Annotated in this window: 22 protein-coding genes; 18 read left to right on the plus strand and 4 right to left on the minus strand. The window is 69.7% G+C overall.

All coding sequences use genetic code 11. The features are described from left to right. Positions 1 to 3: 3 nt before the first annotated feature. Positions 4 to 675 carry an aspartate/glutamate racemase family protein gene (locus ACYQPG_RS26660; protein WP_419830658.1) on the minus strand — a complete coding sequence of 224 codons (672 nt, stop codon included), beginning with the start codon at positions 673 to 675 and terminating at the stop codon, positions 4 to 6. Positions 676 to 770: 95 nt separating this feature from the next. Beyond that, entirely contained in the window at positions 771 to 1,823 is a 1,053-nt protein-coding gene (locus ACYQPG_RS26665; protein ID WP_419830659.1) for a LacI family DNA-binding transcriptional regulator, read from the minus strand. A gap of 157 nt (positions 1,824 to 1,980) precedes the next feature. Between ACYQPG_RS26665 and ACYQPG_RS26670 the strand changes: the two genes are divergently transcribed. From ACYQPG_RS26670 to ACYQPG_RS26710, 9 genes are all read left to right on the plus strand, one after another. Beyond that, positions 1,981 to 3,288, plus strand: a complete 1,308-nt coding sequence (locus ACYQPG_RS26670) for an alpha-hydroxy acid oxidase (protein ID WP_461232076.1) — start codon at positions 1,981 to 1,983, stop codon at positions 3,286 to 3,288. A gap of 13 nt (positions 3,289 to 3,301) precedes the next feature. Beyond that, entirely contained in the window at positions 3,302 to 4,363 is a 1,062-nt protein-coding gene (locus ACYQPG_RS26675) for a lactonase family protein (RefSeq protein ID WP_419830661.1), read from the plus strand. A gap of 40 nt (positions 4,364 to 4,403) precedes the next feature. Then, positions 4,404 to 5,699 (plus strand): MFS transporter, encoded by a 1,296-nt coding sequence (locus ACYQPG_RS26680; RefSeq protein ID WP_147908735.1) that lies wholly within the window; start codon positions 4,404 to 4,406, stop codon positions 5,697 to 5,699. 15 nt (positions 5,700 to 5,714) lie between these two features. Then, positions 5,715 to 6,554 (plus strand): NAD-dependent epimerase/dehydratase family protein, encoded by an 840-nt coding sequence (locus ACYQPG_RS26685; protein WP_461232077.1) that lies wholly within the window; start codon positions 5,715 to 5,717, stop codon positions 6,552 to 6,554. 29 nt (positions 6,555 to 6,583) lie between these two features. Continuing rightward, entirely contained in the window at positions 6,584 to 7,285 is a 702-nt protein-coding gene (locus tag ACYQPG_RS26690; protein ID WP_419831091.1) for a molybdate ABC transporter substrate-binding protein, read from the plus strand. A 149-nt stretch (positions 7,286 to 7,434) separates the two neighbouring features. Further along, positions 7,435 to 8,760 carry an MFS transporter gene (locus ACYQPG_RS26695; protein ID WP_147908738.1) on the plus strand — a complete coding sequence of 442 codons (1,326 nt, stop codon included), beginning with the start codon at positions 7,435 to 7,437 and terminating at the stop codon, positions 8,758 to 8,760. A 20-nt stretch (positions 8,761 to 8,780) separates the two neighbouring features. After that, positions 8,781 to 9,008 (plus strand): type II toxin-antitoxin system RelE/ParE family toxin, encoded by a 228-nt coding sequence (locus ACYQPG_RS26700; RefSeq protein ID WP_419831092.1) that lies wholly within the window; start codon positions 8,781 to 8,783, stop codon positions 9,006 to 9,008. 202 nt (positions 9,009 to 9,210) lie between these two features. Further along, positions 9,211 to 10,842: an ABC1 kinase family protein gene (locus tag ACYQPG_RS26705; RefSeq protein WP_147908740.1), complete on the plus strand. Its 1,632-nt coding sequence runs from the start codon at positions 9,211 to 9,213 to the stop codon at positions 10,840 to 10,842. A gap of 256 nt (positions 10,843 to 11,098) precedes the next feature. Beyond that, on the plus strand, positions 11,099 to 12,346 hold the full coding sequence (locus ACYQPG_RS26710) for a sensor histidine kinase (RefSeq protein WP_461232078.1): 1,248 nt from the start codon (positions 11,099 to 11,101) through the stop codon (positions 12,344 to 12,346). A gap of 3 nt (positions 12,347 to 12,349) precedes the next feature. Here ACYQPG_RS26710 and ACYQPG_RS26715 read toward each other — a convergent pair whose 3' ends face one another. Further along, positions 12,350 to 12,697, minus strand: a complete 348-nt coding sequence (locus tag ACYQPG_RS26715) for an Hpt domain-containing protein (RefSeq protein WP_246691979.1) — start codon at positions 12,695 to 12,697, stop codon at positions 12,350 to 12,352. A gap of 165 nt (positions 12,698 to 12,862) precedes the next feature. Here ACYQPG_RS26715 and ACYQPG_RS26720 point away from each other — a divergent pair, with 165 nt between their 5' ends. The 7 genes from ACYQPG_RS26720 (at position 12,863) to ACYQPG_RS26750 (ending at position 22,188) form a co-directional block, all read left to right on the plus strand. Further along, complete coding sequence (locus tag ACYQPG_RS26720; RefSeq protein WP_419830664.1) at positions 12,863 to 14,326, plus strand: sensor histidine kinase; 1,464 nt, start codon at positions 12,863 to 12,865, stop codon at positions 14,324 to 14,326. After that, complete coding sequence (locus tag ACYQPG_RS26725; RefSeq protein ID WP_419830665.1) at positions 14,311 to 15,720, plus strand: sigma-54-dependent transcriptional regulator; 1,410 nt, start codon at positions 14,311 to 14,313, stop codon at positions 15,718 to 15,720. The genes ACYQPG_RS26720 and ACYQPG_RS26725 overlap by 16 nt, the downstream gene beginning before the upstream one ends. 146 nt (positions 15,721 to 15,866) lie before the next feature. Then, on the plus strand, positions 15,867 to 17,192 hold the full coding sequence (locus ACYQPG_RS26730) for an MFS transporter (protein WP_461232079.1): 1,326 nt from the start codon (positions 15,867 to 15,869) through the stop codon (positions 17,190 to 17,192). A gap of 20 nt (positions 17,193 to 17,212) precedes the next feature. Continuing rightward, positions 17,213 to 18,514: a metallophosphoesterase family protein gene (locus ACYQPG_RS26735; protein ID WP_461232080.1), complete on the plus strand. Its 1,302-nt coding sequence runs from the start codon at positions 17,213 to 17,215 to the stop codon at positions 18,512 to 18,514. A gap of 51 nt (positions 18,515 to 18,565) precedes the next feature. Further along, positions 18,566 to 19,834, plus strand: coding sequence for an arsenic transporter (locus ACYQPG_RS26740; RefSeq protein WP_147908747.1), 1,269 nt, complete (start codon positions 18,566 to 18,568; stop codon positions 19,832 to 19,834). A gap of 73 nt (positions 19,835 to 19,907) precedes the next feature. After that, positions 19,908 to 20,846, plus strand: a complete 939-nt coding sequence (locus tag ACYQPG_RS26745; RefSeq protein ID WP_419830666.1) for a DMT family transporter — start codon at positions 19,908 to 19,910, stop codon at positions 20,844 to 20,846. A gap of 328 nt (positions 20,847 to 21,174) precedes the next feature. Next, a complete protein-coding gene (locus ACYQPG_RS26750; RefSeq protein WP_419830667.1) occupies positions 21,175 to 22,188 on the plus strand; it encodes an acyltransferase family protein in 1,014 nt (337 codons plus the stop codon). Positions 22,189 to 22,225: 37 nt separating this feature from the next. Here the strand turns inward: ACYQPG_RS26750 and ACYQPG_RS26755 are convergent, their stop codons facing one another. Further along, entirely contained in the window at positions 22,226 to 22,453 is a 228-nt protein-coding gene (locus ACYQPG_RS26755; RefSeq protein WP_419830668.1) for a hypothetical protein, read from the minus strand. A 168-nt stretch (positions 22,454 to 22,621) separates the two neighbouring features. Between ACYQPG_RS26755 and ACYQPG_RS26760 the strand changes: the two genes are divergently transcribed. Further along, positions 22,622 to 23,743 carry an asparaginase gene (locus ACYQPG_RS26760; protein WP_419830669.1) on the plus strand — a complete coding sequence of 374 codons (1,122 nt, stop codon included), beginning with the start codon at positions 22,622 to 22,624 and terminating at the stop codon, positions 23,741 to 23,743. A gap of 305 nt (positions 23,744 to 24,048) precedes the next feature. Continuing rightward, entirely contained in the window at positions 24,049 to 25,875 is a 1,827-nt protein-coding gene (gene edd / locus ACYQPG_RS26765) for a phosphogluconate dehydratase (RefSeq protein WP_147908752.1), read from the plus strand. Positions 25,876 to 25,877: the final 2 nt, after the last annotated feature.

The following is a 25,877-nucleotide window of genomic DNA, read 5'->3' on the forward strand; positions in this document are numbered from 1 at the left end:
GGATCAGGCCCTCCCAGCCGTCTCGATCATCGCGCGCATCCGGTCCACCGCCGCGTGGGGCGCCGTCAGGACCGGGACATCGACCACCGCGCGCACGGCCTCGGCCGCCCGGGAGGTCGAGAAATGCGCCAGCATGATCGCGTCGCAGTCGGACAGTTCCGAAGCGCGGGCCGCGATCAGCCGGTTGTGGGTCTCGGCGTCGCCGGCGCGCAGGCGCACCATGGCGTCGTCCACCAGGATCGTCCGCAGGCTCGCCGGCCGGCCGGCCTGGCCGACGAATTCCTCGAACTCATCGGTCATGGTGCCGATCGAGGGGCCGAAGGTCGCCAGCATGCCGATGCGCTCGCCTTGCGCAATCGCCGCCCGGAACATCGCCTCGTTCGGCTTGAGCACCGGCACCGGCACGGACTCGATCAGCCGGTCGATGGCCGGTCCGAAGGCCGAGCAGGTGATCAGGATGCCGTCGGCGTCCATGTCGTGACCGTAGCGCCCGAACCGGACGAACCGGTCGATCATCCCTTCCGAGATCTCGCCGGGTTCCTTGGCCCGGTCGAGGGACAGGCCGTCATCCAGCAGGTTGACCGTCTCGGCCTCGGGCCAGCGCTCCGTGAAGGCCGCCTGGATCGGAGCCATCGCGACCGGTGTCGCGTGCAGGAGGACGATGCGCGGGGCCATGTTGTCTCCCGGGATGCGGCGCGGTTGGGCGTCCGTTTGGCGATGACGGTGTTGTAAGCGATTTCAAAACGGTGGCAAGATATCGCTGATCCGCTTCAATCGAGGTCCTGCTTGCGCGGCGGCGCCGTGCTGGCGCGCAGGATCAGCTCGGCGTCGATCTGGGTCAGGCGCACCATCGGGCGGCCCTGCATCCGGGCGATCAGGTGGTCCCCGGCAGCGTGGCCGATCTCGGCGGAATGGATCCGGATGGTGGTCAGCGCCGGGTCGAGGAAGGGTGCGAAATCGGAATCGTTGTGGCCGATCACCGAGAGGTCGTCGGGTACGTCGAGCCCTCTTGCCCGGGCCTCGATCATCGCCCCGAAGGCGATCTGGTCGGTGCCGCAGATGATCGCGGTGGGCGGACGCCCGCCCGCCAGCATCTGGCGGAAGCCGTCGCGGCCGCCCCCGATGCCATAGGAGATCTCGATGTCGTGCTCGGGGGCGAGCGTCAGGCCGCGCGCCGCCAGCGCCTGCGCGATGCCGGTGACGCGGGCGCCGCCGCGGTCGTTGTCCTTGCGCAGGCCGGAGATCACCCCGATCCGGCGATGGCCCAGATCGATCAGGTAGTTCGCCGCCCGGGCCGCGGAAGCGGCGTTGTCGAAGCCGACGCAGGGACGCTCCCGCGACAGGCTGAAGGTCTGCACCATCGGGATGCCGTGCCGGGCGATGCGGGCATGGAGATCCGGGTGGTGGATGTCGCCGACCAGCATCAGCCCGTCGACGCCGCGTTCCAGCAGGAAGGTCGCCTCGCGCAGCTCGTCCTCGAGGTCGTAGCCGGCATTGGCGGCGACCAGGGTGTAGTCGGCCTGTCGGAGCCGCTCCTGGAAGCTCGACAGGACGCGCACGAACGCCTCGTTCTCGATGTTGGGGACCACGGCCCCGACGGCCATGAACCGGCGGGTCGAGAGGGCCCGCGCGGCGCCGTTGGCAACGAAGCCGAGATCCTGCGCGGCGCGCATCACGGCGTCCCGCTTGTCGGCCCGGACCCCGGCCGAGCCGTTGAGCACCCGGGAGACCGTCGCGGTCGAGACCCCGGCGCGATGGGCCACGTCCCGCGCCACCGGGCTGCGCGACGGCGGTTCGAGGATCTCACCCGGCCCATCCAACACGGAAATTCGACTCTCCCCCGGTACGCGTCCGCGCCTAAGCGTTGCCTGGACCGGCAGTATATTGACACTCCCGAACGTTGCTGGCTATCTGAAAGCGCTTTCAAATTGACTGCCGGCCCGCAGACATCCGGGTCCGCTGAAAACCAGGGAGGAGGGGATGGCGACGTTCGACCAGCCGGCTTCCGGCCTGGGGGCTCCCGAGCGCGAGGCCCCCACGGTGGGGCAGGCCGATACCGCGGCCCCCGGCATCGCCGGCCCGCAGGCCCTCGTCACCAGCCTCAAGCGCAGCGACGCGGTCACGCCCTATCGGTTCCGCGACCTGCTGGCACTCGATGATTTCGAGCGCCACGCCCGGCGGCTGCTGCCGCACATGATCTTCCAGTACGTGTCCGGCGGGGCCGAGACCGGGGCGGCGCTCGCCCATAGCCGCGGTGCCTACGCTGATTATGCGCTCGTGCCGCGGCTGATGCGCGACACCTCCGGCCGCGACACCGTCACAGACCTGTTCGGCCACACCTACGCGGCCCCCTTCGGGGTCGGGCCGCTCGGCGGGGCGGCGTTCATCGCCTATCGCGGCGACATCGTTCTCGCCGAGGCGGCCCGGCGGATGAACCTGCCGATGATCCTCAGCGCCTCCTCGCTGATCAAACTGGAGGACGTGTACGCCCAGAACCCGCAGGCCTGGTTCCAGGGCTACCTGCCGGGGGACCAGACCCGGATCGACCGCCTGCTCGACCGGGTCGCGGCCACCGGCTATCGCACCTTCGTGGTGACGGCCGACACCCCGACGCTGGGCAACCGCGAGCACAACACCCGCAGCGGCTTCTCGATGCCGATCAAGGTCACGCCCAAGGTCGCGTGGCAGAGCGCGACCCATCCGCGCTGGCTGCTGGGCACCGTCGCCCGGACATTCCTGAAGCACGGCGCCCCGCATTTCGAGAACACCGAGGCCGAGCGCGGCCCCCCGATGATGTCGCAGGGCGCGGTGCGCAACACCATCGCGCGAGACCAGCTCTCCTGGAAGAACCTGGAGGCGATCCGCAAGCAGTGGTCCGGCAACCTCGTCGTGAAGGGGCTCCTGGCCCCCGAGGATGTTGAAATCGCGAAGGACTGCGGCGCAGACGGCGTGATCCTGTCGACCCATGGCGGCCGCCAGCTCGACCACGCCATCGCACCCCTGGACGTGCTGCCCGAGATCGCCGCCCGGAAGGGCAACCTGAAGATCATCGTCGACAGCGGCATCCGCCGCGGCACCGACGTGATGAAGGCCCTGGCGCTCGGCGCCGATTTCGTCCTGCTCGGCCGGCCGTTCATGTTCGGCGCGGCGCTCGGCGGGGCGGCGGGCGTCGAGCATGCCATGCGGATCCTCAAGGAGGAGCTCAACCGCGACATGGCGCTGATCGGGGTGAACCGCCTGTCCGAGCTGAACCCGGACTTCCTGCGCCGCGTCCCGCGGCGGAGCTGATCCGGAGACCGGCATGACCGACGACGCGCCCCGCTCCCCCCTCGGCCTCGCCTTCGTCGGCTGCTTCACCACCGCGCGGCGCCGGGCGCGTGGCCAGGGCATCGACGTCTACCGTGTTGGAGCCGGGCTCGACGATTGGACCCATCTCGGCCGGGTCGACGGGCTGGACAACCCGTCCTTCCTGGTGACCGATCCCACCCGCGGTGTGCTCTACACGGTCCAGGGCGACGGCGCGGCGGCCACCGCCTTCACGGTCACGCCGGACGGCACCCTGCGGAGCCTCGGCAGCGCGGAGACCGGTGGTACCAACAGCGTCCACCAAGCGCTCGACCCGAGCGGGCGGTTCCTGATCGTCGCGAACTACGCCAGCGGCTCGGTCGCGCTGATGCCGGTGCGGCCCGATGGCGGGCTGGAACCGGCCGCGCAGGTTCTCCCGATGCCCGGCGCGCCCGGCCCGCACCGGACCGAGCAGGCCGGCGCTCACCCGCACCACGTGGTCCTGTCGCCGGACGGACGCCACGTTCTGGTGCCCGACAAGGGTCTCGACCGGGTCTTCATCCTCAGGATCGGCGGCCACCACCTGGAGATCGCCTCCGAAGCCGTGCTGCGCCCGGGCGCCGGATCGCGCCACATCGCGTTCCATCCCGGCGGGGCCCTCGCCTTCCTGGTCAACGAACTGGATTCCACCGTCGCCACCTGCCGGTGGGATGCGCCGTCCGGGACGCTCACGCCGCTCCAGTGCGTCCCGACGCTGCCGCCGGACTTCTTCGGAGCGAGCACGGCGGCGGCGATCGTGGTCACGCCCGACGGGCGCTTCGTCTACGCCTCGAACCGTGGCCAGGACGGGATCGCGCGCTTCCGCGTGGCCGACTCCCACCTCGAACCGGCCGGCTGGACGCCATCCGGCGGCCGGGACCCGCGCTTCATGACGCTGGCGCCGGACGGGGTCCGCCTCCTGGTCGCCAACGAGCAGGGCGACAGCCTGGCCGAATTCACCATCGACCCCGGATCCGGGGATCTCACCCAGACGGGCTCACGCCAGAGTTCGAGCCCCTGCACGATCGCGTTCTTGTAAAAAATACAAAACAAAAAATGGACAATCCGGAGGAAGCCCGATGTTTTCCAAACGATACAGGTTCCTGATCGCAGCTCTGCTGTTTATCGCCGGGATCATCAACTACATGGACCGCGCCGCGCTTGGCGTGGCCGCGCCCTTCGTCAAGCAGGACCTCAACCTGTCGCCCTCCGAGCTGGGGGTGATCTTCAGCACCTTCTTCTTCGGCTACGCACTGTTCGCCTTCGTGGGCGGCCAGCTCGCCGACCGCTACGGCCCGCGCAGCGTCTACACCTGGGCGGCGACCTCCTGGTCGGTCCTGTGCATGCTCACCGGCGCGGTGACCGGGTTCGCCCAGATGTTCGTGGTCCGCGCGCTGTTCGGTTTCGCCGAGGGGCCGATGAACTCGACCACGAACCGCACCATCACCACGTGGTTTCCCCGAGAGGAGACGGCGCGCACCATCGGGGTCACCTTCTCGGGCCAGACCGTCGGCAGTGCCATTGCGGCGCCCGTCGTCGGCCTGCTGGCGATCCAGTACGGCTGGCGGGTGGCGTTCGTCGCCATCGGCGCCGTCGGCCTGCTCTGGGTGGTGGCGTGGCGGATCCTCATGACCGACCGGCCCCGGGACAACCCCCGGGTCTCCGCGGAAGAGATCGAACTGGTCGAGCGCAGCCGGGCCGTGTCGCATCTCGCCGCCTCCGACCACGAGCGGTCGCTGCGCGGCTATCTGTTCCTGCCGAGCACCCTGTCGCTGGGTCTCGGCATGTTCGCGGTGAACTACACCCTCTACATCTTCCTCTCGTGGCTCCCGAGCTACCTCACCGACGCCCTGCACATGCCGGTGCAGCAGATGGCGTTCGTAGCCTCGATCCCCTGGGCCTGCGGGTTCGTGGGCTATGTGGGCGGCGGCATCGTCGCCGACCTCCTGTACAAGCGCATGGACGACAAGCTGGCGGCGCGGAAGATCACCACGATCGTGCCGCTCGCCATCGCGGGCATCGCGCTGATCACCGTCAATGCCGCACCGAACGCCGCGACGGCGGTCGCGCTGATCGCGCTGGCGGTACTGATGCTGACGAGTTCGGTGCAATCGTGCTGGGCGACGATCCACGAGTTGGTGCCGGAGGCACGGGTCGGCGGCGTGAGCGGATTCGTCCACCTGCTGAGCAACATCTCGGGCATCATCGGGCCGACCGCCACGGGATTCGCAGTGCAGTATCTCGGCGGCTACGCCAGCGCCTTCGTGATCGCCGCCGTGATTGCCGCGGCCGGCGTCGTCGCGATGGCGGTCTTCGTGAAGCGCCCGCACGACCCGCAGGCGGCCTCGCCTCTCAACGCGGTGAAAACCGCCTGATCCCGGAGCGAACCGATGAGCGCCCCCACCGACACGATCCCCGAAAAGCCCATCCTCCTCACCGGCGCCTCCGGTGCGCTTGGCCGGGTGCTGACGAAGGCGCTCGGCGCGCAGGGCTGGACGCTGCGCCTGACAGACCGGGTGCCGTTTCCCGATCCGCTGCCGGAGGGCGCGCGCTTCCAGGTCGCCGACCTGGAGGACGGCCCGGCGATCCTGCGCCTGGCGGAGGGCTGCGGCACGATCCTGCATTTCGGCGGGATCTCGGTGGAGCACCCGTTCGAGACGGTGATCGGCCCGAACATCCGCGGGCTCTACCACGCGTACGAGGCGGCCCGGCGGGAGCGCGCCCGCATGGTGTTCGCCGCCTCCAACCACACGATCGGGTTCCATGAGCGAACCGAGGTGCTGGACGACGACTGCGCGTTGGCGCCGGACGGCTATTACGGCCTGTCGAAAGCCTACGGCGAGATGATGGGCGGCCTGTACCGGGACAAGCACGGGGTCGAGAGCGTCTTCCTGCGCATCGGCTCCTGCTTCCCGGAGCCGACCGACGCGCGGATGCTGGCGACCTGGCTGTCCTACGCCGACCTGACCCGGCTGATCACCCGCGCCACCCTGGCTCCGACCCTCGGACCGAAAGGATCGGTGGTGATCTGGGGCGCCTCGAACAACAGCCGCATGACGTGGTGGCGCCGGGACGGGCGCGACACCATCGGCTGGGCGCCTCAGGACAGTGCCGATTCCTACGCCCCGGCTCTGGAGGGCAAGACCAGCGGCGACCCTGTGATCGAGCGCTACCAGGGCGGCGGCTTCACCGCCCTCGATTATTCCCGCACCGCGCCGCCGGCCCGGTGATGACAGACCTCGAGACGACCGGAGCCGGCATGGCGGACGCCCAGGAAACGACCCGGCTGAAATGCGCCCTGGTGGTGCGAGGCGCCTTCGACGCTCATGTCGTCCCCGCCTTCGAGGCGGCGGGCGGCCGGGCGGCGATCGACTGGGCGCCGACAGCGGTGATCATGAAGGCGCTGGAGGCGGGCGAGACCGCCGACGCGGTGTTCGTGCTGTCCGACGCGATGGACCGGCTGATCGCCGCAGGACAGGTCGAGCCCGACACCCGGGTCGATGCCGTGCGCTCCCGCTACGGCATCGCCGTGAAGGCCGGGGCGGCGCATCCGGATATCGGCGGTGTCGACGCGCTGAAGCGGACACTGCTGGAGGCGCGCTCCGTCGCCTATTCGCGCACCGGTGCCAGCGGCATCTACTTCGCTGGCCTGCTGCCGCGGCTCGGACTCGCCGAGGCGGTGAACGCCCGGGCGACGATCATCCCGCAGGGTTTCACTGCGGAAAAGCTCGTTTCGGGCGAGGCCGACATCGCGGTCCAGCAGATCAGCGAACTGATGGTCGTGCCGGGCATCGAGGTGGTCGGGCCGTTCCCGGAGCCTGTTCAGGAGGTCACGACCTTCTCGGCCGCGCTCCTGCGCGGCGCCACCGACCGCGCCGGCGCCCTGCGCTTCCTGGCCGGGCTGACCACGCCGGAGGCTGCCGACGCCTACCGCGCCAGCGGCCTCGAGCCGGCATTCTGAGAAGGCTCGAAACGAGCCCAGCGTCATCGCGGGCGCAGTCAAGCAGACCAGGGACAAGCATCGCTCGAAGATCGCGCGCTGCACCGGGTCGCTTCGCCAACCCTCGCGATGACGGTGCAAATACAAAATAGAACAAAAACGAGGAAACCATGATCGCCAGCGAACAGGACCGGATCGTCCGGCAGGTTTTCTTCAGGCTAATGCCGCTACTCTTCATCGGCTACGTCATGGCCTATATAGACCGGATCAACGTCGGCTTCGCGGCCCTGCGGATGAACGCCGATCTCGGCATCGGGCCGGCGGTGTTCGGGTTGGGTGCCGGGATCTTCTTCATCGGCTATTTCATCTTCGAGGTGCCGAGCAACCTGATCCTCGAGAAGGTTGGCGCCCGGCGCTGGATCGCCCGGATCATGATCACCTGGGGCCTGCTCTCGGCCGCGATGATGTTCGTGCAGGGCTCGACCAGCTTCCTGGTCCTGCGCTTCCTGCTCGGCGCGGCCGAGGCCGGGTTCTACCCGGGGGTGATCCTCTACCTCACCTACTGGTTCCCGAAGGCGTATCGCGCCCGCATCTTCGGTGCCTTCGCGGTGGGAATCCCTGTCTCGCTCGCGATCGGCGCGCCGCTCTCCACCACGATCATGCAGCTCGACGGCACCCTGGGCCTCAAGGGCTGGCAGTGGTTGTTCCTGTTGGAGGGCATTCCCACCACCCTGTTCGGCTTCGTGTTCCTAGCCCTGATCCCGGACCGGCCCAAGGACGCGCACTGGCTCGCGCCGGCCGACCGCACCGCCCTGCAGACCCTGATCGATTCCGAGCAGAGCAGTGTCGCCGGCACCCACGGGACCAGCCTGCGCACGGCCCTCTCGGATCCTCGGCTGATTGCGCTGTCCTTCATCTACTTCGCCAACACCGGCGCCAATCTCGGCCTGGCGTTCTTCCTGCCGCAAATCCTCAAGAGCACCGGCCTGTCCGACATGCAGACCGGCCTGATGACCGCCGTTCCCTATATCTTCGGCGTCGTCGGCGGCCTCACCGTCGGCTGGATCTCGGACCGGTACGACGACCGCCGGGTGACGCTCGCCACAGCCCTCGGACTCACCGCGACTGGGCTGGCGCTCGCCGGCTTCGCCACCGGCTCGCTCTGGGCGGTGGCGTTCATGGCGCTCGCCGCCGCAGGGCTCTACGGGGCCAAGGCGCCGTTCTGGGCGCTCCCGTCGGTGTTCCTGAGCGGCAGCGCGGCGGCGGGCGGAATCGCGCTGATCAACTGCATCGGCAATCTGGGCGGCTTCGTCGCCCCGTCGATGGTCGGATGGATCCGCGAGACCACCGGCAGCTTCGAGGCCGGCCTGTACTTCCTGGCCGCGCTCGCCCTCTCCGCCGTGGTGGTGACGCTGCTGGTGGTCAACGCCCGCTTCGGCGACGCCCGCCGGTCGCCCGGTGTCGCGCCCATCCCGGCCGCGGCACCCCGGACCTGACGGCGGGCGCGACCGACGCACTGCGTCTCGGCTCGACCCAAGCCGAGCGCGATCGGAACGGCCTGTTCGACACGTTCCGGATGCTGGCCGCCGATCCCCGTATGGCCCGGGAGCGGCGTGCGTTGAAGCCGCCCATGCGGCTTCGTCCCCACGCGGCGCGCATGATCGCCGATATCGAGGACGGCGCAGCAATCCGGATCGTTCACGTGCTTCATAGCCGGCAGGATTGGGAGCGCGCCCTGATCTAAAGTCGGCCCTCGGGGTCCGCTCCAACGGACGTGCGGTCGATCACCGGCCGTTTGACGTTACCCGGGGCTGACGCCCGTGGGATGTTTCCAGAGGCGGCTCTATTGTCGCCTTCAGGAGGCGCCCGGGCCTCGCGACCGCAAAAAAGTCCTTATGCTCGTGCTGTCCGGACGCCCAATCGTGTCCGACCGGATCGCCCCCTTCATGCTGAAGACAGCCTTCGTTGCCGCCCGCGACCGTCAGAGGCTGTCGGAGATCGCGTCGATCCTGATCGGCTTCGGCGTCACGCGCGTCGTGGACCGCCTCGGCCTGCGCTACCTGCCGCTGCTGCCGCGCCGCCGGCCGCGGGTCGACGTCACCCGGCTGTCCGAGCCCGAACGCCTGCGCCGGGCGATCGAGGCGCTCGGCCCGACCTTCATCAAGTTCGGGCAGGTGCTGGCGAGCCGCCCGGACCTGCTGTCGCCGACCTGGACCGAGGAGCTGCAGAAGCTCCACAGCCAGGTCGTGCCGGTGTCGTGGGAGCAGATCGGCCCGCAGCTCGAGCAGGATATCGGCGCCCCGCCCAACGAGGTGTTCGCCGAGTTCGACACCAACCCGATCGCCTCCGCGTCGATCGCGCAGGTCTACCGGGCGCGCCTGCACACGGGCGAGGACGTGATCGTCAAGGTGCTGCGTCCGAACCTGCGCAAGATCATCGAGGCGGACCTGCGCCTGATGGCCCACGGCGCCCGGATCGTCGAGAACGAGTGGCCGGACATGGCCCGCTACCAGCCGCGGGAGCAGATGCGCCACCTCGCCGACGGCCTGAACGGCGAGCTCGACCTGCTCAACGAGGCGCGCAATTGCGAGCTGCTGGCGCAGATCTTCGAGGACCGCGACGACATCGTCTTCCCAAAGATCCACTGGGAGTATTGCTCCGAGCGGGTGCTGGTCCAGGACTTCATCCACGGCATCCCGCCCAACGACGATGCGGCGCTCCGCGCGGCAGGGCTCGACAAGAAGCTGCTCGCCCAGAAGGGCACCGACGCCTTCCTGCAGATGGCGCTGATCGAGGGCGTGTTCCACGCCGATCCGCACCCCGGCAACATGCTGGCGATGCCGGGCAACAAGATCGGGTTCATCGATTTCGGCATCATCGGCCGGCTGTCGCAGCGGCGGCGCTCGCAGTTGCTGGTGCTCATCGGCGCGATGCTCAAGCAGGACGCGGACGGCCTGATGGCCGTGCTCCTCGACTGGACCGGCACCAGCAATCCGGACCTCACGAAGCTTCAGGTCTCGGCCACGTCCTTCGTCGAGAGCCACTCCTCGATCCCGCTGAACCTCGGGCTGGTGCTCACCGACTTCATGAACATGGCCCGCGAGAACGACCTCGCCATGCCCACCGACCTGGCGATCCTGTTCAAGGGGCTGGTCACCGCCGACGGCGTGATGCGCCACCTCGATCCGGATTTCGACCTGTTCGCGGCGGCCGGACCGACCGTCAAGGCGAGCATGCAGACGCAGTTCTCGCTGGGCGCCCTCAAGCAGAAGGCCGAGGCCCTGGGTGTCGGCCTTTATGGCGCGGCCTCGGAGCTGCCGACCCTAATCCACCTGATGCTGGTGCGTCTGAAGCAGGGCCGCGTCACCGTCGAGATCGAGATCAAGGGCCTGGACAAGGTCACCCGTGGCATCGAGCGGGCCGCCGCCCGGGTCGCGGTCGCGTTGGTGGTGGCGGCCTTCGCCACCCAGTTGGCGCCCCGGCTGATCGACCTCGGCACGCCGGTCTTCGTCTCGATCGGCCTCGTCATCTTCATCCTCGGCATCGGCTGGCTGGTTCTGCTGATGCGGAACAAGTGATCGGTTTCGCCGCCTTAGTGGGCGGCGAAACTAGTTGTCGGACCGCGCCGAATACACAGTTCGTTTGATTATCCGGAATCTCGTGCTAGCGTCGAGAACCCTTCGATTCGCGAGGTTGCGAGCGGGGTGCGCCACCAGAAGCGGTTCGATCCGCCGGCGCCTCCGGGCCTCGACATCGCGTCGCCGCACCTCGTCTTCGGTGGGTCCCCCATGGCGCGCGCGCCGCGGGGGTGGACGCTGAGATGGGGGGCGAGCGATGGATGCGGGCCTCATGCTGGCGCGCGCGGACGGGTCGGATCGACGCCTGGTCGCGCTCGAAGCGGAGAACATCCGCCTGAGGGCCCTGCTGATGCAGGCCACCGGCCAGGCGGATTCGGAACGGCAGCGCAGCCGGCGCCTCGGCCGCATCATCGAGGCCGCGAGCCGCGTCGAGGCCGGTCGCCTCGGCCGTGAGCCGCGCCACGCCACTGGGGGCCAATCGCTGCACCACCACGCCCTGGAGGATGCCGCCGCGTGGTCGGCGCCGTCTTGGGCCGGTGAGCTGACCGCCCCCGGGATGCTCCAGGCCGCCGCGGATGTCCTCGAGGTGCTCGACCGCGACGGGCGCGTGATCACCGCGGGCGAGAACGGCCCGGCCTGCCTGTGTGTCCGGACCCCAGCGGACACGATCGGTCGTCCCTGGATCGATATCTGGACCCGCGAGGAAGACCGCGAGGCCGTGGCAGTGGCCCTGGACAAGGCGCGCCTCGGCGGCGCGAGCCGCTTCCAGGCCAAGCTGGAGGCCAGCCGTTCCGTGACGTGGTGGGACATCGGGGTCACGCCCGTGGGCGGCCAGCGCGGCCATCCCGAGCGGATCCTGGCCGCGTCCCGGGACATCACAGAGCTGAAGCTCACCGAGGCGCGCCAGACCCTGCTGATGCAGGAACTGTCCCATCGAATGAAGAACACCCTGGCCATGGTTCAGGCGGTGGCGGCGCAGACCCTGCGCAACGCCGGCTCGCTGGAGGCGGCCGGGGAAGCTCTGGCCGCGCGGCTGCTGGCGTTGGCCCAGGCCCACGACGTGTTGCTGCAAGGCTCCTTCGCGGCGGCCTCCCTGGTCGGCCTGGTCGAGGGGGCGGTGTCCCTGCACGGCGACGGCGTCGCCGGCCGGTTCCGGGTCGAGGGCGACGACCTCACCCTGGGCCCGCGCCACGGCATGGTGCTGGCGCTGATGTTGCACGAACTCGGCACCAACGCCGCCAAGTACGGCGCGCTCTCGGTGCCCACCGGGCAGGTGCTGATCGCCTGGGATATCGCAGGCTCGGGTGACGGCGCCACCCTGCGGTTCTGCTGGGAGGAGGTCGGCGGCCCGCTGGTCGAACCGCCGACCCGGACAGGGTTCGGGACGCGGCTGATCGCCCGCAGCCTGGCCCACAGCTTCGGGGGGACGGCGCGGTTGAGCTACCCGCCGACCGGCGCGGTGCTGACCTTCGAGGCGCCGCTGGCCGCCGTGACGGCCGGCTGACGGTCAGCGGTCCGCGGGGGTTGCTTCGCGCAGATCGCGCAGGGCCGCGATGGTCTCGTCGCGCAGGCTTCGGAGATGTGCGAGTTGCCCCGCGAGGTCGCCGCCGCCGAGCTTCGCGGCCTGTTCGAAGGTGCGGCAAGCCTGGGACAAGTCCGAGCAGCCGAGCATCCCCGACATCGAGACCAGGGTATGGGCTTCCCGGGCGTAGTCGGCCTCGCCCTGGTCCGCGCCGTCGAACGCCGTGGCGAGGCTGGTGGCGAAGCGATCGAGCAGGCGCGCGAGCTTCTCGGTGCCGATGACACCTTCGAGTTCGTCGAGCGCGGACCGATCGACGCGAGACTGTGACACCATCCGTCTCCGGCAGCGGATTTGCGGAACGCTTCGACAAAAGCGCGCTATTGCCGCGAGGTCCAGCGGCCGATTCCGATCACACCGGTATGTGCCACCGTTTCCACAGCGTGCCCACCCGGATATCGGCTGAGCGGGGGCGACGGTCGCCCCGGAGGACCCTGCGCCGTGACGGCCTATAGCCTGCGCGCCCGGCTGCTCGCCCTCTGGATCCTGCTGCTGGCCTCGGCGGCGGCCACCGCCTACCTGATGTTCGGCTTCTACAGCCAATCCACGGCCGTCCAGGTCGCGCAGGCGGAGGTCGCGGTCGGGCGGGCCTGCCGGGAGATCATCGACCGCTACGCCGCTCTCACCCGCCGCACCAAGGGTACCATCCCGCGAAGCGAGCTCGGCGGCACCGTCGGGGCGGCGCTCGAACTCTTCCCGGGTATCGAGGGCGGTGTCTGGAGTGCCGCGGACGGCCCGGTCGCCTACGCGTACCCGACCTACGAGGGCACCGGGCCGAAGACCGACCTCCCCGAGGCCGAGCGCGACAGCATCGCGGGGGTGAACGCCCAGGCCCTGCGGGTGGACCACGCCGTGGCGTTCCGCCGGCCGAGCCGCACGCAGGTTCTACTGGTTCAGGGCTGCCCGCTGCACGGACCCGAACCCGGGCTGACCGCCTGGACGATGGGCCGCGCTCACGTCAACGACGGGCCCGCCTACACACGCTTCCTGGCGGGCCTCGGCTTCCTGGCCGTGACCGTGCTGGGCTCGGCCGCCTTCCTCGGATGGTTCCTGTACGGGTTCTCGGGCCGGATCGCCCGGTTGGAGGCCGCCCTGGCCGCGCCCCCGCCGGACGGAGAGGACCTGCCGCGGTTGCAACGGACCGGCGAGCGCGAGCTCGACCGGCTGGTCGATGCCCTCAACGCCGCGGGCGGGCGCCTCCGCGAGGCGCGGGCGCGGGTCGTGGCCGCGGAACGCCTGGCGGCCGTCGGGCGCCTCGCGGCCAGCATCGCCCACGAGATCCGCAATCCGATCGCGGCGATGCGGCTCAAGGCCGAGAACGCCCTGGCCAGCGGCACCCCGGAGCGGGCCACCGTGGCCCTGGAGAGCGTGCTCGGCCAGATCGCCCGGGTCGATCACCTGCTGCGCGACCTCCTGAACCTCACCCAGGCCCGCACGCTCACCCGCAGCCCCACCGACATCGCGGCGCTGCTGTCCGATTGCGCGCGCCTGCACGAGGATCTGGCGAGCGCCGGGGCCGTGCGGATCGCGATCGAGGGGGACGCGTTGCGCGGAGCGGACCGGCCGCAGATCGACGGGGCCCAGATCGCCCGCGCCCTCGACAACCTGCTGCTCAACGCGCTCCAGCACACGCCCCCGGGGGGCCGGGTCCGCCTCACTGCCGAACGCGTGGCGGTCGAGGGCGCGGTGCGCCTGCACCTGCGGGTGAGCGACACCGGCCCCGGCATCGATCCCGCGATCCGCCCCGGGCTGTTCGAGCCGTTCGTGACCGGACGGCCGGACGGGACCGGCCTCGGTCTCGCAATCGTGCGTGAGATCGCTCTGGCGCATCGCGGCGCCGTCAGGCTGATCGATGGCGCGCCCGAGACCACCTTCGTGCTGGACCTGCCATGGCGACCATCCTGATCGTCGACGACGATTCCGCCCTGCGCGAGGGGCTGGCCGAGACCGTGGCTGATCTCGGCCACCGGCCCCTGCCGGCCGCCTCCGGGGCGGAGGCCCTGGCGCTTATGAAGACGGAGCCGGTTTCGGCTGTGCTGCTCGACCTGCGGATGCCGGGCGACCTCGACGGCATGGAGACCCTGGCGCGGATCTGCGCCCTGAAGGCCAGGCCGCCCGTGACGGTGCTCACCGCCTTCGCGAGCCCGGCCAATACGATCGAGGCGATGCGCCTCGGCGCCCACGACCACCTCACCAAGCCGGTCGGGCGCTCCGAGCTCGCCGCCGCCCTCGATGCGATGCTGTCGAGCGTCAGGCCGGATCCGGACGACGGCAATCCCGAGGGTGGCCTGATCGGCTCGAGTGTCGGCATGCGCCGGGTCCAGAAGACGATCGGTCTCGTCGCCGACACCGACTCCACGGTGCTGATCCAGGGCGAGACCGGGACCGGCAAGGAGGAGGTGGCACGCGCGCTCCACGCCTATTCCGCCCGCCGGGGACGGCCGTTCGTGCCGGTCAACTGTGCCGCGATCCCACCCGACCTGCTGGAGAGCGAGCTGTTCGGCCATGTCCGCGGCGCCTTCACGGGCGCGGTCGCCGACCGGGCCGGCGCCTTCCATCAGGCTGAAGGCGGCACGCTGTTCCTCGACGAGATCGGCGACATGCCCCCGCCGATGCAGGCCAAGATCCTGCGGGTGATCCAGGACCGCATGGTCACGCCGCTCGGCGGCCGGTCGGGGCGCGTCGATGTCCGCCTGATCGCCGCGACCCACCGCGACCTGCCGGTGCTGGTGGACCAGGGCCGGTTCCGGGCCGACCTCTATTACCGCCTCAACGTCGTGCCGATCCTGCTGCCGCCCCTGCGCGAGCGCCTGGCCGACATCGTGCCGCTGGCCGAGCATTTTCTCGGTCCCTCGGGCAAGCGGCTGAGCGCGGGCGCCGCGTCCCGGCTGCTGGCCTATGGCTGGCCGGGCAATGTCCGCGAATTGCGCAATACCGTCGAGCGTGCCGCGGTGCTGGTGCGCTGCGGGGTGATCGCGGCCGACGCGATCGATCTCCCGACGGCGCGTGCCGCACCGCTTTCCGGGGATGGGGGCGCCCCGGGGGGATGGCCGGCGGACTGGCTCGCGGGCGATCTACCCGGCGCCGTCGCCCGCCTGGAGCGGACCATGATCGCCGTGGCGCTTCGCGAAGCGGACGGAAACCGGGCCCGGGCCGCTCGCCGCCTCGGAATCCAGCGCCAGCTCCTCTACGCCAAGATCGAGCGCTACGGGCTCGCCGCTCCGGGAACAGACCTGTCGGCAGAAGCGACGGTTGATGTCGCGAATCCCGACGCATCCGGCGAGGCCAAGGGTGGGTAAACCCTTCACAGGCCTGAGAATCGTCCCCGAACGAGTCTTCTCGAACAATTACAGGGAACAGATGGATTAAGCGGGCGTCAAGCTCGTCACGTGCCGTCCCCGACCGGGTCCGGCCGCGGCGGCATTCGGGCGGGGCCAGGATCAGGATGGACAGGACCGATACCGGAGCGGCGGCGCGCGGCGCGACCGTCCGGACTCCCTCCACCAAGGCCCTGCGCGGCCTCGACGCCCTCAACTTCTTCCTTGCCGACGTGCGCGACGGGCTCGGGCCCTATCTGGCGATCTACCTGATCGCGGTCCGAGGGCCGGACCAGGGCTGGAACGAGGCGACCACCGGGCTGGTGATGACCATCGCGGGCATCCTGGGCCTCGTGGCGCAGACGCCGGCCGGCGCGCTGATCGATGCCACCAATCACAAGCGGGCGATCGTGATCGGGGGTGCCATCGCGGTCACGGCGAGCTGCCTGATCCTGCCGTTCATCTCGAACTTCTACCTCGTGACCGCCACGCAATCGATCGCTCACGTGGCCGGCACCATCTTCCCGCCGGCGCTGGCCGCGATCACGCTCGGCGTCGTCGGCCCGAAGATGTTCGCCAAGCGGATCGGCCGCAACGAAGGCTTCAACCATGCCGGCAACGCCGCCTCCGCGGCCATCGCCGGCGGCTTGGCCTACTTCTTCGGTCCGATCGTGGTATTCTGGCTGATGGGCGTGCTGGCCGCGCTCTCGATCGGTGCCATGCTGCTGGTCCCGGCCGATGCCATCGACGACGACCTCGCCCGCGGCATGACCGAGGCGGAGGCCAGGGCGGACGAACAGCCCTCCGGCCTGAAGACGCTGCTGCAGAACAAGCCGCTGATGCTGTTCGCCGTCCTCTGCGCGATCTTCCACCTGTCCAACGCCGCGATGCTGACCTCGGTCGGGCAGCTGCTGACCCATCTCTCCGGCAAGGACCACGCGACGTCGCTGATCGCCGTGTGCATCGTCGCCGCACAATGCGTGATGGTGCCGGTGGCGGTGTTCGTCGGCGCCCGGGCCGACATCATCGGCCGCAAACCGATCTTCCTGGCGGCCTTCGGCGTGCTGGCTTTGCGCGGCGTGCTCTACACGCTCTCGGACAACCCGTTCTGGCTGGTCGGCGTCCAGCTCCTCGACGGGGTCGGGGCCGGCATCTACGGCGCCCTGTTCCCGATCGTCGTCGCCGACCTGACCCGGGGCGCCGGGCGGTTCAACGCAGCCCAGGGGGCGGTGGCCACGGCCCAGGGGATCGGCGCCTCGGTGAGCGCGACGCTGGCCGGACTGATCATCGTGTCGGCCGGCTATTCCACCGCCTTCCTGGCGCTGGCCGCGATCGCCGGGCTCGGCTTCGTCCTCTACCTGACGCTGATGCCCGAGACACGGGGCGGGGAAGCCGCGAGCGGCACACCGGATAGCGGCTCCGGCCTTCCGCCGGCCGTACCGGCGGCCGTCTGAACCGCCGACGGGAACCTCCGATGTCCGCCCCCGACCACCAGTCCTCGCCTGCGCGCGAGCCGCTCGTCTTCCTGCATGTCGGCGACCTGCACCTGCAGGATCCCGACGCGCAGAATGCCCGCGACCTCGCCGCGATCCTCGATCAGATCGCGACGATCGCCCCCCAGGACCTGTTCGACTTCGTCTACCTGCCGGGCGATTTGGCCGAGAACGGCTATGCCGCGGAATACCGCATCCTGAAGGACGCGCTCGACCGGCATCCGCACCTGCCGCTGCGATTGATCCCGGGCGACCACGACCGCCAGCACGGGCGGATGGACGCGTTCCACGCCTTCGCGGCGAGCCTGGGGGCCCGGTTGCCGGAACCGATCACCTGGGAGCTGGAACAGCCGCCGTCCGGCTGTCCCGAGACCTGGCCGGTCCTGCCGATCCCGCATTACTGCGCCAGCGCCGATATCCAGGGCGTGCGCTGCCTGTTCGTCGACATGATCAGCCCCGGTTTCAGCCGGAAAGGCATCGGCCTCGATTTTCGGCTCGGCGGTTGCCAGACCCAGTGGCTGAGCGATCAGCTCACCGACGCGGCCGACAAGAAAATACCGTGTGCCGTGTTCGTGCACGCCTATCCGGACGACCTGCGCGAGCCCGATGACCGTCTCGATATCGGAGGTCTGGTCTGGGCGACCCGGGTCCGCCTCTTGGAGATGGGCCACACCCACTACAATGAGCTCGCACCCGATGGCCGGACCCTCTACGCCGCCGCCCGCTCGGTCGGGCAGAACGAGGACGGCTCGGTCGGTTACGCGGTCGCGGCGATCGATGGGCCGGTGACGAGCTGGCGGTTCCGCGCCCTCGACCGGACCGCGCCGTTCGTGCTGATCACAAGCCCGGCCGACCGCCGCGTCGCCACGCTGCCGACGACGGATGTGACGTGCGGCATGGCGCTCGACGCCGACGGGCGGATCGCCGTCCGGGCCGTCGTGCTCTCGGACGCACCGCCGCGCTACGTCCATTGCCGGGTCGATACAGGCCCGTGGATCCTGATGCACCGGGCGGAGGGGGCGCGCTGCTATGCGGCGGCGCTGTCCTGGGACGGCGGCGGACGCAGCATCCAGGTCGAGGCGGTGCATGAATGCTGGCCCGGGCACGGCCCGGACTACGTCGACACCGACGTGATCGAGCCGGTAATCGCTTTTTCGGACCATGCGGCCGCGCCGCCGATGCCGGAAAATCCGGGTAGCGACGCGGGCCGGATCCAGAGCTGGGTCGGGAAGGGTATCCGCGGCGACCAGCTCGGACCCAACCGCTACGGCCGCAAGTGGTGATCGTGACCAAGTGGTGAGCCTCGCCACGCCTCCGGGGGGAGATCGTTAGACGTGTTCGCTGGATTAAGCCTGACACCGAATTTGGCGACCTGGGGCATCGCCGCGCTCGCCACCCTGGGCGTGATCGTGCGCCCGTTCTCGTGGCCGGAGGCGATCTGGGCGGTGCTCGGCGCCGCCCTTCTGGTCGTGCTCGGCCTCCTGCCCTGGCATGTCGCCCTCGACGGCGTCTTGAAGGGCACCGACGTCTACCTGTTCCTGGTCGGCATGATGCTGCTGGCCGAGATCGCCCGGAAGGAGGGGCTGTTCGATTGGCTCGCCGGCCTCGCCGTGCGGGCCGCCAAGGGCTCGCCGACCCGGCTGTTCCTGTTGATCTACCTCGTCGGCACCGTGGTGACGGTGTTCCTGTCCAACGATGCCTGCGCGGTGGTGCTGACGCCCGCGGTCTACGCCGCCGCCAAGGCCGCCGACGCGGAGCCCCTGCCCTACCTGTTCATCTGCGCCTTCATCGCCAACGCGGCGAGCTTTGTGCTGCCGATCTCGAACCCGGCCAACCTGGTGGTGTTCGCCACCGACATGCCGCCTCTCGGCCAGTGGCTCGCCACGTTCGCACTGCCCTCGGCGCTGGCGATCGTCGCCACCTACGCGGTGCTGCGGCTGACCCAGAACAGCCGGCTCAAGGGCCAGACCATCAAGACCGATGTCGAGGCCGTACAGCTCGGCCTCGGCGGCAAGGTCGCGGGCCTGGGCATTATCGCCACCGCGGGCGCGCTGATCGGCGCCTCGGCCGCCGGCATCGAACTCGGCCTGCCGACCTTCGTGGCCGGCCTCGCCACGACCCTGCTGGTGGTGGCGCTCAACCGCGGCGGCCTGGTCGAGGTGGTGAAGGACGTGTCCTGGGCGGTCCTGCCGTTGGTGGCGGGCCTGTTCGTGCTGGTGGAGGCGCTGGAGAAGACCGGTGTGCTGACCCTGCTGGCCGACACCCTGAAGAGCTACGCCCAGGGCGATCCCACCGCCACCGCCTGGGCGGGCGGCGCCCTCGTCGCCTTCGGCACCAACCTCGTGAACAATTTGCCGGCCGGGCTGCTCGCCGGGGCTGCGGTCCAGGCCGCCGAGGTTTCCCACAAGGTCGCGGGCGCGATCCTGATCGGCGTCGATCTCGGGCCGAACCTGTCGGTCACCGGCTCGCTCGCTACGATCCTCTGGCTCACCGCGATCCGCCGCGAAGGCGAGGACGTGTCGGCTTGGCAGTTCCTGAAGCTCGGCCTGCTGGTGATGCCGCCCGCCCTCGTGCTGGCCCTCGCCGCCCTGCTGCTCGTCTGAGAGCCCGGTCTCCGGTTCCCAGGACGACGCCGCACCAAACCGCCTCGCCCTCCCACGACCGGAGACCCCGATCTTGAACGCCGCCCTGCTCTATCCCTTCATCCTGGTCGCCGGCGCCTTGCAGGCGCTCGGCAATTCCATGAACGCGCGCCTGCGCGACGCGCTCGTTAACCCGTGGCTCGCGGCGACCTACTCGTTCATGCCGATCGTGATCGTGTTCACGATCCTGTTCTTCACCATGCCGACGCCGCTGCCGACGCTGCAGACCCTCGGCACGATGCCCTGGTACGCGCCGCTCGGCGGGGTGGCCGGCGCGGTGGCGGTGTTCGGCGGGCTCGCCTTCGTCGACAAGGTCGGGGCCGGCCCGTTCAACGGCCTGACCATCACGGCCAACATCCTGACCTCCCTGGCGCTCGACAGCCTCGGCCTGTTCGGTCTGAAGGCCGGGGGCTTCAAGGCGATGCCGTGGCTCGGCGGGCTGCTGATGGTGGTCGGCATCGTGTTCATCGCCCGCGCCACCGGACCGAAATCGGAAGACGAGAAGGCCGAATCAGGCGAAGGCGGCCTGATGGCCAAGCTGCTCTACCCGTTCATCCTGGTCGCGGGTTCGCTCCAGGCGGTCGGCGTGGTGCTCAACGCGCAGCTGCGCGGCGCTTTGGTGAATCCTTGGCTCGCCGCCACCGTGTCATTCATCCCGGTCGCGTTGGTCTTCCTGTTCGTGTTCCTGCTCCGCCCGACCCCGCTGCCGACCCGGGCGGACGTAGCCCGGGTGCCGTGGTGGGGCGCGCTGGGCGGCATCGCCGGGGCGGTGGCGGTGTTCGCCGGCCTGCTGTTCGTCGACAAGGTGGGAGCCGGCGCCTTCAACGGTCTGCTGATCACCGCCAACCTGTTCACCTCCATCGCCATCGACCATTTCGGTTGGCTCGGCATGAAGCGCGTCCGCGCCGGGATCGGTCGGCTGATCGGCGGCTTGCTGATGGCAGCCGGCATCGTGCTGATCTCGGTGTTTTGATCGCGCACGGAGCAACGGCCGCGGATTGACCCGAGCGCCGGAAAGCTCGACTTCCGCAGGGGCCCGGGCCGCCGCTACGGCCTCCCGGGCCGCGACGCCGAACGCGGAACCGATGACCGTTCAACGTCTTGCGAGGTCGCCCAGCGGAAGCCCGGCCCCACCCGCGTGGGTCGGGACCGGCACCGGTCCAGGATCGGGCCTCGCAATGACCCTACCCCTTTCGAACCGCCGGTGGCACGCGCCTCAAGAACCTACCCCCTAAGGTCATCTCGCAAAGCCAAGGCAGCGCGCCGCCAGACTGTCGAACCTGAGGTTCGAGAGGCGCACCATGCCCCCGCGTCATTGGCCTTTCCTCGACGGGTGGCGCGGCTGCGCGATCCTGCTCGTGCTCGTCGGCCACTTCGGCACGACCCGCGGCATCAATCTCGGCCGTTTCGGGGTGGAGTTCTTCTTCGTGCTCAGCGGCCGCCTGATGGCCGAGATCCTGTTCGAACGCGGCACGCCGTTGAAGACGTTCTTCCTCCGCCGGGCCGCCCGGATCTATCCGGCGCTGATCTGCTTCGTGCTGGCAATGACCGGGCTCGTCCTCGCCACGGGCCACGACCAGCAGTTCTACGGCTGCGTCGCAGCCCTGACGCTGACCTACAACTATTACCACTTGTGGTTTCCGGAGGTGCCGAATGTCGACCACATCTGGTCGCTCTGCATCGAGGAGCACGGCTACATCCTGCTCGGGATGATCGCGCTCCTCAGCCGCCGGCACGCGTTTCCCGTGGCCCCGGTTCTCGCCGCCCTGGCAGCCCTCGCCAGCCTCAACGGCGCGGTCTCGACTGCGCTGGGCGGCGATTACACGGCGGTCTACTGGCGCAGCGATGTTCGGGTGGCGTCGATACTGTTCGGGGCTGCCGCCTACCTGACGGTCGGCCGGAGCGCGCCGCGGACGTCGTGGCGGCCGGCATTCCTGGCGCTGGCCGGCCTCGCCCTGAACGTCGCGGCCGTGCCCGATCCGATCAAGTACAGTCTGGGCTCCGCGCTCCTGGCCTTGGCGGTGGCCTCGTTGCCGAGCGCACCGGCCCTCCTGCACCGGGGCCTGAGTGCGAAACCGCTGCTGCTGTTCGGCGCGTGGTCGTACGCGATCTACCTGTGGCAGCAGCCCTTCTACGTGCTCCAGGATCGGCTCGGCGGGACGGCCAGCAAGGCCCTGGTCCTGCCCGCGATCGCCATGGGGCTCGTGAGTCTGTTCCTGATCGAGCAGCCGGCGCGGCGCTATCTCAACCGCCTGCTCGACCGAAGGTCGGCAGTTCCGCGCGCTGGCGACGTGAACCGCTTGGCGACGCCTTGAAGCGATCGAGCCCAACCGGGCAGCGCGCGGCGTCAATTCAGAGGGCGATAGCCATCTGCGGCGCGGTCCCCAGGTCGACCCCCAAGGCGCCCCCCACGGGCTCCGGCGGTGCTTTGCGCGAGACGTAATAAAGATCGACGGCCCGCCAGAACGCTGTCTGCTCCTCGACCGACCGCCGGGCCAGCGCCGATTCGAGGATCGCCATCGCGGCCCGCGCGGGCTCGCTCCGCTCGAGTTCGTCGAGCAGTCCGGCGAGATGCAGCATTGGGGTCTACCTCCGAACGAACAGCGTCGCAGTGGAACGCCCAAGCTTACGAAATGGATCCATCGGCCAGCGTCGTCGCTGCATGAAACTTGCCTCCCGGCGAGCGGGGTCTACGATCCCGGACGCGAGCCCGACTCGCGATTCTTCTTCAGACGTCAAGGATCCCCGATGATCTCCTGCCGAAGCGGCGCGGCCTGTTCCCTGCGCGGAGCGACCCTGGCTCTGTTGTTGGCCGGCACGATCGGGGCCACCCCGTCCGGCGCCCGCGAGATGACCGACTCCAGCACCGCTGCGGCCGTCAAGAAGCCGAACGTGGTCATCCTGGCCACCGGTGGCACGATCGCGGGCGCCGGGGCGGACGCGGCCAACAGCGCCACGTACACGGCCGCCAAGGTGCCGGTGGACAAGCTGATTGCCGCGGTGCCGCAGGTGAACACCATCGCCAACGTGCGCGGCGAGCAGGTCTTCCAGATTGCGTCGGAAAGCTTCACCGACGCGCAGCTCGTCCAGCTCGCCAAGCGGGTCTCCACCCTGCTGAAGCAGGACGACGTCGATGGCGTGGTCGTGACCCACGGCACCGACACTCTCGAGGAGACGTCGTTCTTCCTCGACCTCGTAGTGAAGAGCGACAAGCCGATCGTCGTCGTCGGCTCGATGCGGCCGGGCACGGCGATCTCGGCCGACGGCGCCCTCAACCTCCTCGATGCGGTCACGGTCGCGGCCAGCAAGGAGGCGATCGGCCAGGGCGTCACCGTCACGATGAACGACACGATCCAGTCCGGCCGCGACGTGAATAAGCGGACCAACGTCGTCCCCAGCGCCTTCTACAGCCAGTGGGGGCCGCTCGGCATGGTCATCGAGGGCAAGACCTACTTCTTCCGCTCCCTGTCGAAGCGCCACAACAAGAGTTCGGAATTCGACATCGACCAGATCGACAGTCTGCCGCTGGTGGGTATCGTGTACGGCTCGGGCAACATGATCCCGGGCGTCTACGACGCGGAGGTTCAGGCCGGTGCGAAGGCGATCGTCAACGCCGGGACCGGCAACGGCTCGGTGGCGGGCTACCTCGTGGACAAGCTGAAGGACATCCGCTCCAAGGGCACGATCGTGATCCGTTCCTCGCGGGTGCCGGACGGCCTGGTCCTGCGCAACGCCGAGCAGCCCGACGACACATACGACTGGGTGGTCGCCCACGACCTCAACCCGGCCAAGGCCAAGATCCTGGCCGCCGTGGCACTGACCAAGACGCAGGACACCAAGGAGCTGCAGCGCATCTTCTGGGAGTATTGAACACCCGTCATTCCCAAGCTTCCCACCCGCGACCTCATCGGGAGGTCGCGGCGCATAGCGTCGCCCTCGAAGAAGCCCTCCAGTCAGACGCGCTCCCTGGAGACATCCTTCGAGGCTCGCTGCGCTCGCGCCTCTGGATGAGGGTGTGATTGGGACGGCCATCGTCGGCAGCCGCGCTCGGCCGCCCTGCGCCACAACCGGGTTACATCGTCCCGGGCACCGCCTAGATAGCCCGGTGCGACGCGGTCGCGGCCGGGATCAGTGCCGGCCCTGCGATCCGCCGGCATCCTGACGGAGGAACGAGCATGACCGAGCTTCATCCCGAGGTCGCGGCGGTCACCGAGCGCGTCGTGGCGCGCTCCCGCGAGTCCCGGCGGACCTATCTCGACCTGATCGCCCGGGAGCGCGATTCGGGCGTGCACCGGCCGACGCTCGCCTGCGGCAACCTCGCCCACGGCTTCGCCGCCTCCGGCGAGGACAAGCCGGCGCTTCGCGACGGCCGGACGGTGATGAACATCGGCATCGTTACCGCCTACAACGACATGCTGTCGGCGCATCAGCCCTACGGGCGCTATCCCGATCAAATCAAGGTGTTCGCCCGGGAGCGCGGCGCCACCGCGCAGGTCGCCGGCGGCACACCGGCGATGTGCGACGGGGTCACCCAGGGGCAGCGAGGGATGGAGCTGTCGCTGTTCTCGCGCGACACGATCGCGCTCTCCACCGCGGTGGGGCTGAGCCACGGCATGTTCGACGGCGCCGCGCTGCTGGGCATCTGCGACAAGATCGTGCCCGGCCTGCTGATCGGGGCGCTGCGTTTCGGCCACCTGCCGACGATCCTGATCCCGGCGGGGCCGATGCCCTCCGGGCTCGCCAACAAGGAGAAGCAGCGGATCCGCCAGCTCTACGCCGAGGGCAAGGTCGGCCGGGCGGAGCTGCTCGAATCCGAATCCGCCTCCTATCACGGCGCCGGCACCTGCACGTTCTACGGCACCGCCAACTCGAACCAGATGATGATGGACATGATGGGCCTGCACATGCCGGGCGCCTCGTTCATCAATCCGGGCACGAAGCTGCGCCAGGCGGTGACCCGGGCGGCGATCCATCGGCTCACCGAGATCGGCGCCGCCGGCAACGATTACCGGCCGCTCGGCCTGTGCGTGGACGAGAAGGCGATCGTGAACGCCGCGGTCGGCCTGCTCGCCACCGGCGGCTCGACCAACCACGCGATCCACCTGCCGGCCATCGCGCGCGCCGCCGGCATCGTGATCGACTGGGAGGATATCGACCGGCTGTCCAACGCCGTGCCGCTGATCGCCCGGGTCTACCCGAACGGCGCGGGCGACGTGAACCACTTCCACGCCGCCGGCGGCATGAGCTTCGTCATGGCGGCCCTGCTCGATGCCGGGCTGCTGCACGACGACATCCTGACGGTGGCCGGCCAGTCCCTGCGCGACCACGCCCGCGACCCGAAGCTCGACGGCGACGAACTCGCCTTCCAGGATGCCGTGCCGGAGAGCCTGGACGACACCATGATCCGCCGGCCGGGCAACCCGTTCCAGGCGGATGGCGGCATGCGGCTGGTGACCGGCAACCTCGGCCGGGCGACGTTCAAGACCAGCGCCGTTGAAGAGAGCCGCCGGACTATCGAGGCCCCGGCCCGGGTGTTCTCGGACCAGGACGACGTGCTCAAGGCGTTCAAGGCCGGCGAATTGGAGCGCGACGTGGTCGTTGTGGTCCGATTCCAGGGCCCCCGCGCGAACGGCATGCCCGAGCTGCACAAGCTGACGCCACCGCTCGGCGTGCTCCAGGATCGCGGCCATAAGGTCGCCCTGGTGACGGACGGGCGCATGTCCGGCGCCTCCGGCAAGGTGCCGGCGGCCATCCATTTGAGCCCGGAAGCGCTCGGCGGTGGGGCCATCGGGCGGATCCGCGACGGCGACATCGTCCGCCTCAGCGCCGCCGAGGGCCTCCTAGAGGTCCTCGTTGACGACGCCGAGTTGGCCGCCCGCGAGGAGGCCGTTCAGCCGGTTCCCGAGGCCGGAACCGGCCGGGAGCTGTTCGCTTTCATGCGCCAAGGGGCCGACACCGCCGAGCGGGGCGCCTCCGCCATGCTCGCCGCGGCCGGCCTCTGAAC

It is taken from the genome of Methylobacterium sp. CM6246 (assembly GCF_054818005.1).

Coding starts and splice junctions, on each gene's coding strand:
- ACYQPG_RS26660 (WP_419830658.1), bottom strand. CDS start 675: ATGGCCCCGCGCATCGTCCTCCTGCACGCGACACCGGTCGCGATGGCT.
- ACYQPG_RS26670 (WP_461232076.1), top strand. CDS start 1,981: ATGGCGACGTTCGACCAGCCGGCTTCCGGCCTGGGGGCTCCCGAGCGC.
- ACYQPG_RS26675 (WP_419830661.1), top strand. CDS start 3,302: ATGACCGACGACGCGCCCCGCTCCCCCCTCGGCCTCGCCTTCGTCGGC.
- ACYQPG_RS26680 (WP_147908735.1), top strand. CDS start 4,404: ATGTTTTCCAAACGATACAGGTTCCTGATCGCAGCTCTGCTGTTTATC.
- ACYQPG_RS26685 (WP_461232077.1), top strand. CDS start 5,715: ATGAGCGCCCCCACCGACACGATCCCCGAAAAGCCCATCCTCCTCACC.
- ACYQPG_RS26690 (WP_419831091.1), top strand. CDS start 6,584: ATGGCGGACGCCCAGGAAACGACCCGGCTGAAATGCGCCCTGGTGGTG.
- ACYQPG_RS26695 (WP_147908738.1), top strand. CDS start 7,435: ATGATCGCCAGCGAACAGGACCGGATCGTCCGGCAGGTTTTCTTCAGG.
- ACYQPG_RS26705 (WP_147908740.1), top strand. CDS start 9,211: ATGCTGAAGACAGCCTTCGTTGCCGCCCGCGACCGTCAGAGGCTGTCG.
- ACYQPG_RS26710 (WP_461232078.1), top strand. CDS start 11,099: ATGGATGCGGGCCTCATGCTGGCGCGCGCGGACGGGTCGGATCGACGC.
- ACYQPG_RS26715 (WP_246691979.1), bottom strand. CDS start 12,697: ATGGTGTCACAGTCTCGCGTCGATCGGTCCGCGCTCGACGAACTCGAA.
- ACYQPG_RS26725 (WP_419830665.1), top strand. CDS start 14,311: ATGGCGACCATCCTGATCGTCGACGACGATTCCGCCCTGCGCGAGGGG.
- ACYQPG_RS26730 (WP_461232079.1), top strand. CDS start 15,867: ATGGACAGGACCGATACCGGAGCGGCGGCGCGCGGCGCGACCGTCCGG.
- ACYQPG_RS26735 (WP_461232080.1), top strand. CDS start 17,213: ATGTCCGCCCCCGACCACCAGTCCTCGCCTGCGCGCGAGCCGCTCGTC.
- ACYQPG_RS26750 (WP_419830667.1), top strand. CDS start 21,175: ATGCCCCCGCGTCATTGGCCTTTCCTCGACGGGTGGCGCGGCTGCGCG.
- ACYQPG_RS26755 (WP_419830668.1), bottom strand. CDS start 22,453: ATGCTGCATCTCGCCGGACTGCTCGACGAACTCGAGCGGAGCGAGCCC.
- ACYQPG_RS26760 (WP_419830669.1), top strand. CDS start 22,622: ATGATCTCCTGCCGAAGCGGCGCGGCCTGTTCCCTGCGCGGAGCGACC.
- edd (WP_147908752.1), top strand. CDS start 24,049: ATGACCGAGCTTCATCCCGAGGTCGCGGCGGTCACCGAGCGCGTCGTG.